14 protein-coding genes are annotated in these 12,166 nt (G+C 60.7%); 9 read left to right on the top strand and 5 right to left on the bottom strand.

What is annotated here, in order from left to right:
* Positions 1 to 14: 14 nt before the first annotated feature.
* Both ACR0D7_RS11290 and ACR0D7_RS11285 read right to left on the bottom strand, forming a co-directional pair.
* Positions 15 to 1,754 (bottom strand): heparinase II/III family protein, encoded by a 1,740-nt coding sequence (locus tag ACR0D7_RS11290; protein WP_480679099.1) that lies wholly within the window; start codon positions 1,752 to 1,754, stop codon positions 15 to 17.
* Positions 1,755 to 1,844: 90 nt separating this feature from the next.
* A complete protein-coding gene (locus tag ACR0D7_RS11285; protein ID WP_480679098.1) occupies positions 1,845 to 3,101 on the bottom strand; it encodes an RsmB/NOP family class I SAM-dependent RNA methyltransferase in 1,257 nt (418 codons plus the stop codon).
* Positions 3,102 to 3,190: 89 nt separating this feature from the next.
* Here ACR0D7_RS11285 and ACR0D7_RS11280 point away from each other — a divergent pair, with 89 nt between their 5' ends.
* Positions 3,191 to 3,373 carry a DUF1674 domain-containing protein gene (locus tag ACR0D7_RS11280; protein ID WP_480679097.1) on the top strand — a complete coding sequence of 61 codons (183 nt, stop codon included), beginning with the start codon at positions 3,191 to 3,193 and terminating at the stop codon, positions 3,371 to 3,373.
* 4 nt (positions 3,374 to 3,377) lie between these two features.
* Here the strand turns inward: ACR0D7_RS11280 and ACR0D7_RS11275 are convergent, their stop codons facing one another.
* Positions 3,378 to 4,235 (bottom strand): LysR family transcriptional regulator, encoded by an 858-nt coding sequence (locus tag ACR0D7_RS11275; protein ID WP_480679096.1) that lies wholly within the window; start codon positions 4,233 to 4,235, stop codon positions 3,378 to 3,380.
* Positions 4,236 to 4,333: 98 nt separating this feature from the next.
* On the opposite strand from ACR0D7_RS11275, the gene tmpA reads away from it, so the two are divergent.
* Genes tmpA through ACR0D7_RS11260 form a run of 3 tightly spaced genes read left to right on the top strand, consistent with a single transcriptional unit; the run spans position 4,334 to position 6,722 of the window.
* Complete coding sequence (tmpA, locus tag ACR0D7_RS11270; RefSeq protein WP_480679095.1) at positions 4,334 to 5,470, top strand: 2-trimethylaminoethylphosphonate dioxygenase; 1,137 nt, start codon at positions 4,334 to 4,336, stop codon at positions 5,468 to 5,470.
* Positions 5,467 to 6,057, top strand: a complete 591-nt coding sequence (tmpB, locus tag ACR0D7_RS11265; protein ID WP_170382043.1) for a (R)-1-hydroxy-2-trimethylaminoethylphosphonate oxygenase — start codon at positions 5,467 to 5,469, stop codon at positions 6,055 to 6,057. The genes tmpA and tmpB overlap by 4 nt, the downstream gene beginning before the upstream one ends.
* A complete protein-coding gene (locus ACR0D7_RS11260; protein WP_480679094.1) occupies positions 6,054 to 6,722 on the top strand; it encodes an ureidoglycolate lyase in 669 nt (222 codons plus the stop codon). The genes tmpB and ACR0D7_RS11260 overlap by 4 nt, the downstream gene beginning before the upstream one ends.
* Before the next feature lie 10 nt (positions 6,723 to 6,732).
* Here the strand turns inward: ACR0D7_RS11260 and ACR0D7_RS11255 are convergent, their stop codons facing one another.
* Positions 6,733 to 7,392: a DUF2306 domain-containing protein gene (locus ACR0D7_RS11255; protein ID WP_480679093.1), complete on the bottom strand. Its 660-nt coding sequence runs from the start codon at positions 7,390 to 7,392 to the stop codon at positions 6,733 to 6,735.
* A gap of 38 nt (positions 7,393 to 7,430) precedes the next feature.
* Entirely contained in the window at positions 7,431 to 8,240 is an 810-nt protein-coding gene (gene dapB, locus ACR0D7_RS11250; RefSeq protein ID WP_170571576.1) for a 4-hydroxy-tetrahydrodipicolinate reductase, read from the bottom strand.
* A gap of 92 nt (positions 8,241 to 8,332) precedes the next feature.
* Here dapB and rbfA point away from each other — a divergent pair, with 92 nt between their 5' ends.
* From rbfA to ACR0D7_RS11225, 5 genes are all read left to right on the top strand, one after another.
* Positions 8,333 to 8,728, top strand: a complete 396-nt coding sequence (gene rbfA, locus ACR0D7_RS11245; protein WP_170571573.1) for a 30S ribosome-binding factor RbfA — start codon at positions 8,333 to 8,335, stop codon at positions 8,726 to 8,728.
* A complete protein-coding gene (locus ACR0D7_RS11240) occupies positions 8,725 to 9,468 on the top strand; it encodes a phosphodiester glycosidase family protein (RefSeq protein WP_480679092.1) in 744 nt (247 codons plus the stop codon). Before rbfA ends, ACR0D7_RS11240 begins: the two co-directional genes overlap by 4 nt.
* A gap of 54 nt (positions 9,469 to 9,522) precedes the next feature.
* On the top strand, positions 9,523 to 10,428 hold the full coding sequence (truB, locus tag ACR0D7_RS11235) for a tRNA pseudouridine(55) synthase TruB (RefSeq protein WP_480679091.1): 906 nt from the start codon (positions 9,523 to 9,525) through the stop codon (positions 10,426 to 10,428).
* A gap of 21 nt (positions 10,429 to 10,449) precedes the next feature.
* On the top strand, positions 10,450 to 10,953 hold the full coding sequence (locus tag ACR0D7_RS11230) for a DUF1643 domain-containing protein (protein ID WP_480679090.1): 504 nt from the start codon (positions 10,450 to 10,452) through the stop codon (positions 10,951 to 10,953).
* 94 nt (positions 10,954 to 11,047) lie between these two features.
* Positions 11,048 to 12,073 (top strand): calcium-binding protein, encoded by a 1,026-nt coding sequence (locus ACR0D7_RS11225; RefSeq protein ID WP_480679089.1) that lies wholly within the window; start codon positions 11,048 to 11,050, stop codon positions 12,071 to 12,073.
* Positions 12,074 to 12,166 lie beyond the last annotated feature (93 nt).

The following is a 12,166-nucleotide window of genomic DNA, read 5'->3' as shown; positions in this document are numbered from 1 at the left end:
AGGTCCTTTTGGCGTCAGTCAAACTCGGGCTCGTCCCGGTGCAGATCACGCACGGCATAGGCAGTGTCCTGTGCCTTGCTTAGCGTCCACCGGATGCGCGTCGCATACTCCATTGCGCGCCCGGATAGAACGATCTGTTTTGTCGCGCGTGGCTTTAAACGGCCTTTTTCAAGATAAACGCTTGGTTCAACTGTTAATTTTCCCACGCCATCATGACGGAAAACCCAGATCTCTCCGCTTTTGAGCGCCATCGACACCGCCGCGCCCCCCAAATCAATGGCTGCATCGACGTCGGGATGCAGGTGAAATCGTATATCGAAGCCAATGCCCTTCAACCCCGAGGCATCCATCGCTTTGTCGAACCGCCGCTTAGCCTTGTCGGTTACGGTCAGCAAAATATCTTCGCCAATTAGCTCGCGCCCATCAAACCGCAGCTCAAAGGTACGGGCATGGGTCAGGCCAAAGGTTTTGGTATACCCGTCATGCCCGACCATAAAGCGGGTGCCTTCGTGCGCATCCTCCTCATCGACAGGAACGTCCTGCGGTGCATCAACCAGCGCTTCAAGATCGGTACCGGCAGCTACGGTCGCCAAACGACCGCTGGAATAGCCGTCCAGGCATAGCGTCGAATGGGACGGAGTCGCCCGTCCGGCCCGCCGCCATTCCATGCCGAAACTTTCACCCGAACCGCAATTCACGATCAGTGGCCGCCGCCCCGAGGTCAATTCGAACGCAAGGGTCGAGGCATGGGCATTATAAGACGCCGCGCCCTTTGGCGGTGCGCTGGCATCCACGATCACGCTGGTGCGCGCGGCATAAAGCCGGGCATAACCCATCGCCAGGCCCTTGGCGTGATGTGGCCGAACTCCGCTTTGAACAAGCGCCTGATCCAGACGGCCTTCAACGCCGCGCCCGCCACCATGGAACCGCGCAAGCGCACCGTCAGAATGGCGCAGGCTGCGCAAGGTCGGCGCCATACGCTTAATGGCATCTGCCTGCGCTCCGGGCGTCCCTCGCCCCAAGTCGCCCAACGCAGATGAGGTCCATGACAGCAAAGTAAAAACCTCAAGCAATTCTTCCGGGTTGCGGGTCGGAATCCCACCTTGCGCGTCGATCTGCCTTTCGCATTCCTTAGCCAGTGCACGCAGCGCCGGATCAGCCATCTGCTCTAGCCCCTCCAGCGCTAATCCGGCCTGAACCAGACCGGCCAGAGCTTCGAACCGAGGCAGTCCCGGCGTGGCCGCATGCCAGCGCTTGGACAGGAACCATGCCTGCTGCGCCAATGCACGAAAGAATGCCTGCCGTTGATTTTCATCCGCGCCGCGCAGCAGAAAGACGGCATGATTGATCCAGCGCATGACGCGCCGACCGGTCAGATCCGGAGCCCAACCAGGCCCCTGCCCGCGACCATGCGCATCTATCCAACCCCAGACCCAACGTTGGGCCTTTTCCCGCGCCCGCATGTCTCCGACCGCGGCAAGGTCGTCCAACCAGGCAAAGCCGTGGCGTTCATTATCAAAGCCAACGCTGGGCGCCGCTACATCCCACAGTTCGGTGTCCTGCGCCTCGACCAGATATCCAGCGAACAAAAGGTTACCCGCCACCAACTGCCGCCCGCGCGCGAACGATCCAACCGTGCGTGGCTCAGGCTCGGAGACAAATCCGGTAACTGCCTTGCGCCGCTGGCTGAGCCGCGCATAAAGGCGGTTCTGAAACCGCGTCCACCGGTTGGTCATGGTATCTGGGTTCGACATGACGCTCGTTACTCTGCCTCTCGCGCTCTGCTGGCGCCTGAGACCCAACGATAGACCGCGTTGATCGTCAAGTCACCGAAAAGCGTGTTGTCACGCGGATTTGTTCAGACAGGCAACATAGAACCCGTCCATACCACCAAGATCCGCCCAATAATCGGGTCGCAAGCGCAAGCCGCCCTCTTCGGTGATCCAGCTTTCTTCGACCCCAGTCACAAGCAACGCATCGCGGTTGATACTCATATCCGGAAACTGGTCCAGCGCCTCTTCGATCTGCACCTCACCCTCATCTGGCAGCAACGAGCACGTGCAATATACTAACCGCCCGCCGGGTTTCAGAAGGTTCCATGCATGGGCCAGCATCTGCGCCTGTAACTCGATCAGCCCGCCGAATTCCGAACCGTCCTTGGCAAACGGCAGATCGGGGTGGCGGCGGATGGTGCCGGTGGCGGAACAAGGCGCGTCCAACAGGACCGCGTCATACATACCCTGATGCTCGAGCGCGTCGCCCGCTATGACATTTGCCTTCAGACCGGTGCGCTTGAGGTTCTCGCGCACCCGCTCCAGCCGAGAGTCGGAGATATCCAGAGCGGTGACCTTGGCCCCGGCGGCGGCCAGTTGCAGAGTCTTCCCTCCCGGCGCGGCGCAGAGGTCCAGCACGGTTTCACCGGTTTGCGGCGCCAGCACCTGCACCGGCAAAGCCGCTGCCGCATCCTGCACCCACCAGTCGCCCTTGTCATAGCCGGGCAAGGCCGACACCTGCCCAGCATCCCGCACCCGCGTCGATCCGGTTGGCAACGCCTCACCCGGACCCGTTGCGCCCGGTTTCAGCGTAAGATCAAGCGGGGCGCCTGTGAAATGAGCCTGCTCCATTCCTGCAACAGCCTCTTTGCCCCAGGCCATGATCAGCGGGTCACGCAACCATTCAGGCAGGCGCGGAATGCGCATCTTTGGCCATGCCTCTGGCCCTTCTGCCGCCACCTTGCGCAGCACCGCGTTCACTAACCCCTTGAGGCGGCTATGCTTGCGCGAGCGGCCCACGATCTCGACCATGGAGTTAACCACGCCATGTGCTGCCTCACCGTGGCACAACTCAACCGCGCCCAGACGCAGCGCATTATGAACGGTCAGCGCAGGTGTTCTATTCAGATGATTTGCCAGCAGACGGTCGGCGCGCTCTAGCCCGCGCAGGGTTTCCAACGTCAGACGTTGCGCCCGCGCCCGGTCCTCTGGTCCAAGACGATCCAATGCGCCTGCGGCCAGACATTCGGACAAAAGCCGTCCTTCACCCAGTATCTGATCCAGCAGATAAATCGCGCTGCGTCGGGCCGCCGTTGCGTTGTCGGACATGGAATCGCCTTTGAATAAATCCTCGCCCGCATTGCCAACAGCGGACGCGGGCGTATATCAAGCCCCTGCACGGAAAGGAACCCGAAGTCATGAGTGACGACCGCAAAGACCTGCCCCCTGCCGCCCTGCGCGCCTTGGCCGAGGCTGAAGAACGCCGCAAAAAAGCCAAGGCAGAAGCCAAGGATCTACCAAAGGAATTGGGTGGCCGCGACGGACCTGATCCAGCCCGCTATGGCGATTGGGAGAAGAAGGGTATCGCGATCGATTTCTGATCGCTTAGCCCTGCAATGCCTGCAGAAAGTCAGCAATCAGGGCACGCTGCTTTTTCGATTTGGCCCTGTCCTCGGGCCATGTCAGCCAATAACCATCCTTGGTCTGCAACGCGGGCAGATCCAACCGACGCAACTGCCCGGATTGTAAGTCCGCATTGGCCAGAGGCACCGATCCCAGCACCACCCCCATCCCCTTCCGCGCTGCCGAGATCGCGTGTTCCATCGAATCGAAGCTGAGTTTCGACGACCCGGGTAATTCGCCCTGATCCGTCTTGCGCGCCCAGTCCCGCCATGCGGGCCGTTCTCCACGCAGATCAATCAGTGGCGCGCCCCATTCCACTCCCGGCGCGGCCATGGGTACCAGAACCTCGCGCGCGATAAGGGCAGCGTCGCGGCCAGGCCAGGCCCCGCGACCATAGCGGATTTGCAGCCATGTCCGCTCTTCGTCCAGTGACGATCGCCGCGCGACGGAATCCGTCATTACCTGTACCTTGGGCCGCAACTCCTGAAACCGAGCGAGGCCGGGCAGTACCAGTGCATGAATGTTCGACGACAACCCCGCGACACGCAGTTCTCGGGGCGATTTGCCGAACAGATCCTCGGTGTTGCGCTCAAGCGCCTGCAGGCTGTCCTGAACCAGCGGCAGATAACTTTCGCCCTCGACCGTCAGTGACACCCCCCGCGCCTCTCGCACAAACAGTGTCCGGCCCAGCCATGCCTCAAGGTTGCCGATCCGCTGGCTGACCGCCGCCTGCGTCAGCCCGAATTCCCGCGCCGCGGCCGAGAACCCGCCAAGCCGCCCGGCGGCTTCGAACACACGCAGCCAGTCCAAGGGCGGCAATCCGATCTTTTTCTTAGCCATAAGATTATCCAACCCTCAGCCGAAAGAAGCATTAATTGTCGTAATGCCATGAAAGACGTATCTGCTCAACCAAAGACGCGCCGAACAGGAGACCCCCCATGCTGCGCAACGTCACTCATGAATCTTCGGTTGTGACCGTAGAATTCGATACCGGCACCCAGGCCCGCTTTCACGCCATCTGGCTGCGTGACAACGCGCTGGATTCCGACACCCGCGCGCCCGGCAACGGCCAGCGCCTGATCACTATCGGCGACATTCCCACTAATATCGCAGTCAGCGCGGCCGAGGTGGTGAATGGCGACCTGCAGGTCACCTTTCAGCCCGAAGACAAGTGCGTAACCTTCCCCGCCACTTGGCTGGCCGATCACGTCTATGATCGCGATGCGCCGGTCGAGTTTGGCCGCACCGCCCCCGGCATCACCACTTGGGAACGCGGCATTGACGCGCCCAGCGGTGACTGGAATGAGGTTCACGCCTCTCCCGCCGCCAAGCGTGACTGGCTGGCTGCTGTCGCCGAGTTCGGCTTTGCCAAGCTGACCTGCTGCCCGACCGAGCCGGAATCGCTGCTGAAAGTGGCCGATCTGTTCGGCTATGTGCGCGAGACCAACTATGGCCCCTATTTCGAGGTCCGGACCGAGGTGAACCCGACCAACCTCGCCTATACCGGGTTGGGTTTGCAGGCCCATACCGACAACCCCTATCGCGACCCGGTACCGACGCTGCAGATCCTTTACTGTCTGGAAAACAGCGCCGAAGGCGGCGATTCCATCGTCGTCGACGGATTCCGCGCGGCGGAAAAGCTGCGCGCACAGAACCCCGAGAGCTTTGCCCTGCTGGCGGGCTACCCGGCGCGGTTCGAATACAAAGGCTCCGACGGGGTTTGCCTGCGCTCGCGCCGCCCGATGATCGAACTGTCGCCGGATGGAGAGCTGGTCGGCATCCGCTTCAACAACCGGTCCTCGGCCCCGTTTGTGGATGTGCCCTTCGACAAGATGGAGGCATATTATGCCGCCTATCGGCAACTGGGCGAAATCATCGATGACCCAGCCATGGGTGTGTCGTTCAAACTGGAACCGGGCGAAAGTTTCATCGTCGACAACACCCGCGTTCTACACGCGCGCCTGGGTTATTCCGGTGCCGGTTCGCGCTGGCTGCAGGGTTGCTATGCCGACAAGGATGGTTTGCTGTCGACTTTGGCCGCGATGGAAATGGCCCAACCGGAGGCGGCGGAATGAAACCCGATTTTTCTACCCTGAACCGGGACAATATCGTGGCTTTCATCGGCGATATCTTCGAGCGCCGCGGCGGTGAGGAATATCTGGGCGAGCCGGTCACCATGGCCGAACACATGCTGCAAGGCGCGACTATCGCCGAGCAGAACGGCCAGCCAGAAGAGATCATCGTCGGCGCGTTGCTGCATGACATTGGCCATTTTACCTCGGAATTTGGCACCTACCACCCCGACGATACCGAAGACCGCCACCACGAGGATGCCGGCGCCGAGGTGCTGGAGCAGTTCTTCCCTTCGGTGATCACCGATTGCTGTCGCTATCACGTCGCGGCCAAGCGCTATCTCTGCGCCACCAAGCCGGAGTATTTCAACCGCTTGTCCCCCGCCTCGGTTCATACTTTGGAACTACAGGGCGGCCCGATGAGCGCCGAAGAGGTCGCCGAGTTTGAGGCCAACCCCAACCTGAAAGAGATCATCCAGGTGCGGTATCTGGACGAGGCCGGTAAACGCGCCGATATGGAAACGCCGGATTTCGCCCATTTCGCCCCCATGGTGCAGCGCATGGTCGACAGGCATCTGGGGGCGGCATGAACGCGCCGGAATATATCTTTGAAGCCAGCTCGAAACCCTCGCTGCCTTGGCACGAAGTGCCTTTGATCCGGGCCACTGACGAGTCGGTCAAAGGTTATGGCTGTCTGGTGGATGACCCCGAAAGTTTCGAAATCGAGATCGTGCGCTGGCCTCAGCAAGGCTGGCGCCCCATCGATGAGGGCACCGGCGATGAAGCGGGCTGGGTCGAAGGCACGTTCAAGTGCGATTGGCAGGGCGATGTTCTCTATGGCGAGAACGAAGCGGTCAAGGGGCACTATGTCCTCGGCTGGTCCGCCGACCCGCAACAGGCCCGGACCGAGCAGCAGACCGCGCCGCGTGATCAGGTGCTGCTGTGGCATATGAACTATCACCCGGACGGCGGACAGATGTTCTGGCCACTGGACAATAAGCCCTTCATCGTCCCCGCAGCCCTACCCGGTGATAATCTGACGCCCGAGAAAGTGGTGGCGTTTTGGTGTGACGGCTCGCGCGGGCTCTATATCCACCCCGGCATCTGGCACGAGGGGATTTTCCCGGTTGAGGACAATCAACGTTTCCTTGACCGCCAAGGGCGGGTTCATGCCCGCGTCAGCGCCGATATCGGCCAAGAGTTCGGCGTCTACCTCGCCTGCCCCTTACGCGCGGACAAGGTCAAAGACCTGTAACCAACGCACCCTAATGCACGGAACGGTTGCGCATGATCCAGATTTGCACCGCCAGCAAGTAGGGTAAGAAAAAAGCAAAATTCTGCACAAGATCGAAAGGGCCCGAGAAATCGGACTTTGATCCAACCCCTCCGGTCAACAGGTACCAAACCGTGTAATGCACCCGGTAGAGCCACGACCCCAATGCCAGCCAGAACAGCCGCAAGCCCCAGGCCCAATGCCCTTCACGGTTCCTGGTCCGCGCCATACGCGCCAGCATCAGCGCCGAGGTGAAAAGGCACAGCCCATAGAGGAAAAACGCCGCAGACATCACCGGCCCGCCAATGGTTCCGCGCAGAGGGATGTAGGTCATTCCGGCCAGCCCAGTGATCAGCCCCAGCGCAATCAACACCCCGCCCAGCGCACGATGAAACCCGTTGAACCTCTGCCGCAGGGCGCGGATCAGTTGCAGAGGCACCAGCGCCACCAGAATTGTCCCGGTCAGGATATGCAGCATCATAGCCGCGTTTCCGACACTTTGGCCATCGGCGAATAAATAGCTGTTCCGGGCGGCATCATCAGACAATCCTATGCCGATCATGCCGAACCCATGCACCACAAAAGGCAACAGCGTCAGATAGAACACTATCAGCAACAGGCTGAACGCCACACGAGATCTCAGGGTCCGCATAAGCAGAGCTTAGCGCCCCGAGGTGATACGTCTACGGCTTACAACCCCAGCACATCCACCATGTCGTACTGACCCGGTGCTTTGCCCTGACCCCAAAGCGCCGCCTTCAACGCGCCGCGGGCAAAGATGGCTCGGTCGGTGGCCAGATGTCTCAGGACGATGCGTTCTCCGGGGGCGGCGAACAGAACGTCATGTTCGCCGACGATGTCGCCTCCGCGAATGGCGTGGAAACCGATATTGCCGCGTTGGCGTGCACCGGTGATGCCGTCGCGGCCGCGGTCGGACACATCCGCTAGATTGACCCCCCGCCCCTCGGCGGCGGCCTCACCCAGCATCAGCGCGGTCCCCGAGGGCGCATCGACCTTGTGGTGATGGTGGCCTTCGATCACCTCGATGTCGAAATCCTCATCCAGCGCAGCGGCGACCTTTTTGGTCAGTTGCACCAGCAGGTTGACGCCGAGGCTCATATTCCCGGCCCGCACGATCACCGCATGGCGCGAGGCAGGCTCCAGCGCCGCGATCTGTTCATCACTCATGCCGGTGGTGCCAATCACGTGGACACACCGCGCCTGTGCCGCCAGCGCGGCAAATTCCAGCGTTGCTTCGGGCGCGGTAAAGTCGATCACGGCCTGCGCCTGTGCAAAGGCTTCCAGCGGGTCGTCGGTCACGGTAACGCCCAGCGCCTGACCGCCCATCGCTTCGCCCACATCCTGACCGATCCAGTCATGGCCCGCACGTTCAACCACGCCGACCAGACGGGCTTGGTCACTGTCCGTCACGGTTTTGATCAGCATCTGCCCCATACGGCCCGAAGCCCCTGTGATGACGATCCCCGGAATATGGGTCATTGCGCTGGTCCTTTTCGAATTAGTCGGCTCAATGCCTCCTACCCGGTTCGCGCCCGCTTGGCAAAGGCCGGATTTGGGCTTAGATCGGGGATATGGCAAAGAACAAATTCCACGATGGCCCCGGCCCGTCCCAACGACAGCTGCGCGTCGGCGAACTGATCCGCCGCACCCTGTCTGAGGTTCTGGCACGCGGAGATGTCCACGACCCCGACCTGAACCGCATGTCGATCACCGTGGGCGAGGTGCGCACCTCGCCCGATTTGAAGATCGCAACTGCCTATGTGCTGCCTTTGGGCGGTAAGGGGCAGGAGGACGTGATCGAACTGCTCGCCCGCAACAAGGGAGAGCTGCGGCGCGCGGTGGGCAAGAAGGTCGGGCTGAAATTCTCGCCCGATCTGCGGTTCCGACTGGATGACACGTTTGACCGTCTCGACGACACCCGCCGCATGTTCAGCCAGGACGCGGTGCGCCGCGATCTGGACGAGTGATCCGAGCACTTGCCACGCTGGGCGCGGTCCTGTGGGCCGCGCAGGCCGGGGCGGTGACCTGCGAAAAGATAACTCATGAGGACAAACGGTATACTATCTGCGAAGTGGATGCCGCCAATGAGCAGTTGCGGCTGTTCCTCAATGATGAGGAAGGCAACCTGCTGGGTCACTTTTCGTCAGTGAATGAGGCGCTTGAACCCGATGGAAAGCGCCTCGCCTTTGCGATGAATGCGGGCATGTATCACGACGATCGCTCACCGGTCGGCCATTATGTCGAAGAAGGTCAGGAGCATATGCGCGTGATCCCCAACGCTGGCCCCGGCAATTTCGGCCTGTTGCCCAATGGTGTGTTCTGCATCCGCGATGGCCGTGCTGATGTGTTCGAGACGCTTGATTTCGTCGATCAGCAGCCCCAGTGCCGCTTTGCCACCCAATCCGGCCCGATGCTGGTCATTGATGGCGAATTGCACCCGCGTTTCTTGCCCGATTCGACCTCGCTTTATGTACGCAATGGCGTGGGCACCAGCGCTGATGGCACGCGCGCAGTGTTTGCGATTTCCGAGGATTACGTCACCTTCCACGAATTCGGAAGCCTGTTTCGCGACGTGCTGAAGACCCCGAACGCGCTGTTCTTTGATGGCAATATCTCGCGAATGTATGAGCGTGCCAGCAACCGGTCGGATATCGGGTTCTCGCTAGGACCGATCGTGGGTGTGGTCGAAGACGCGCCCAGAAATTGACAGCGCTGAGGCGATCCGCTAACTCGCGCGCCTTAGCAAGAATTCAGGTGAGATATGGGACGCAAACGCAAGGGTCGCGACATTTCCGGTTGGCTGGTGGTGGACAAACCCGCGGGCATGACCTCAACCGCGGTGGTCAACAAGGTGCGTTGGGCGATGGACGCCAAGAAAGCGGGCCATGCGGGCACGCTGGACCCCGAAGCGACGGGCGTTCTGGCCGTGGCGCTGGGAGAAGCGACCAAAACTGTTCCCTACATCACCGATGCGCTCAAGGCATACACCTTCACCGTGCGACTGGGTCAGGCCACTAACACCGACGACGCCGAAGGCGAAGTGATTGCCGAAAGCGACGCGCGCCCATCGGACGACGACATCAAACAGGCGCTAACCCCGTTTCTGGGGGACATCATGCAGGTGCCGCCCAAGTTCTCGGCTGTGAAGATCGACGGCCAGCGCGCCTATAAGCTAGCCCGCGATGGCGAGGACGTTGAACTGTCGGCCCGCCCGCTATGGGTCGAGGAGTTGATTCTGGTCGACCGTCCCGACGAAGATCACGTTGTGCTGGAAATGACCTGCGGAAAGGGTGGCTATGTTCGCTCTATCGCGCGCGATCTGGGCGCGGCGCTGGGGTGTCATGGCCACGTTAAAGAGCTGCGTCGCATCTGGTCCGGCCCGTTTGAGGTCGAAGACGGGTTGAACGTCGAACAGATCGACGAGATGGCCAAGACCACCGCACTGGACGAATACCTGCATCCGCTGGAAACCGGCCTCGCCGACCTGCCTGAATTGAAATGCACCCCCGAAGGTGCCACTCGCCTGCGCAATGGCAATCCGGGTATGGTTCTGGCGTCGGACGTCGAATACGGCGATGAGGCCTGGGCTTCGCTGGATGGCAAGGCTGTGGCCGTGGGTATCTACAAATCCGGCGAATTGCATCCCAGCCGGGTTTTCGTTGCCTAAACAGCGTGCTAGGCCGGTGGCATGATCACCCGTTCCCACACCAAGGGCGACGCGCCCTCGACCGCCATCTATTCCGATTGCGAGAAGTATCGATACAGCCTGACCCGCATCTGGGATCCGGATGGGCGCAAGGCGTTATTCGTGATGCTGAACCCATCCACTGCGACCGAAGTGCAGAACGACCCAACGGTCGAACGTTGCGAGCGTCGCGCGCGGGCCTTAGGGTTCGGCGCGTTTCAGGTGACCAACATCTTTGCCTGGCGCGACACCGACCCACGCAAGATGCGCGCCGCCGCTGATCCGGTGGGGCCAGAGAATGACACGGCCATTCTGGACGGGGTTCAATGGGCCGATCAGGTCATCGCCGCATGGGGAACCCATGGCGCACACTTGGAGCGCGGTCCGGCGGTTGAAACACTGCTGCGCGGCACCGGTCAACCTCTGTTTCATCTGGGCCTGACCAAAGCAGGGCATCCGAAGCACCCGCTGTATATAGCTTATACCCAACAACCCGAACCGTGGTAACAAAGGATTAACCATTTGATCAGCTTGGCTTTGACCAAACTGTTGAATGTATAAGACATTTACCCTCGGAGCAGCGCGTTGACGGAGGGTTCCCATGTTTCTGATCGGTGTCCTGAGTCTGGCCGCTGTCGGCGGTGCCGCCTACGCGATCAGCGACGCATTCATCCCCGAGGACGATTCCAAGGATGACGACAACATCGAAGATCAGCCAGATGAAATCTCTGAGGGCGAGTTTCTGGAGATCGACGAAGACCAGAGCGCGCCGGAAGATACCACTGAACCTAAGGAACCTTCGACCGGCACCATTCTGTCCGAATTCGAAGGCGATCTTGTCATTACTGGAACGGATCAAAACGATGTCCTGACTGGTCAGGACGGAAACGATCAGATCAACGGTTACGGCGCGGATGACGCCATAGACGGCGGCGCGGGTCATGATGTCCTGCATGGGGGCAAGGGCGCGGATACAATCGCGGGTGGTGAAGGCAACGATACCCTGCACGGGGAACATGGTGATGATCTGCTGCTGGGGGGTAAGGGCGACGACGCGCTATACGGCCATTTCGGCGCGGATCAGATGGATGGGGGTGAGGGCGCAGATACGCTCTATGGCGGGCAGGATGATGATATTCTGGCCGGGGGTGCGGGTGACGACGCCCTGCATGGCGGGTTTGGCGACGACGTGCTGAATGGTGGCACAGGTGAGGATGTTCTGTTCGGAGGTGATGGCGACGATATTCTGAATGGCCAAGATGGCGACGGCGAGCAAGCCCCCGACTTCCTGAATGGCGGTGCCGGAGGGGATACGATCCTAGCCGACAGCGGCGATATCGTCACCGGCGGCGACGATGCGGATGACATTATCCTCGCTCCCGAACCTGAAGAGGAACCCATCACCGTTATGGATTTTCAGCCCGGCCAGGACAAATTGTTCATCACCTGGGACGGTCCCGAAGACCCCGACATCCAGATTGAACAAGACGCCACCAATGAAAATCTGACCCATGTTCAGATCAACGGACTCGACGTGGCGCGATTGCTGGGCGCCGAGGGGTTGACCGCAGACGATATACAGCTGATTACCGAAGTAGAACTGGCCCGGCTAAGCGCTTTGGGCTGATCCGGTAGAATCCCTTTGCCATTTACTCAAAATGCGCTTATACGCGCCCATCCGCATCGGAATCGGTGCGGTTTTCTCCATGGGCCTGTGCTG

Source organism: Ruegeria sp. BB7 (assembly GCF_056539365.1).
This window is presented reverse-complemented; position numbering and strand designations above follow the sequence as displayed.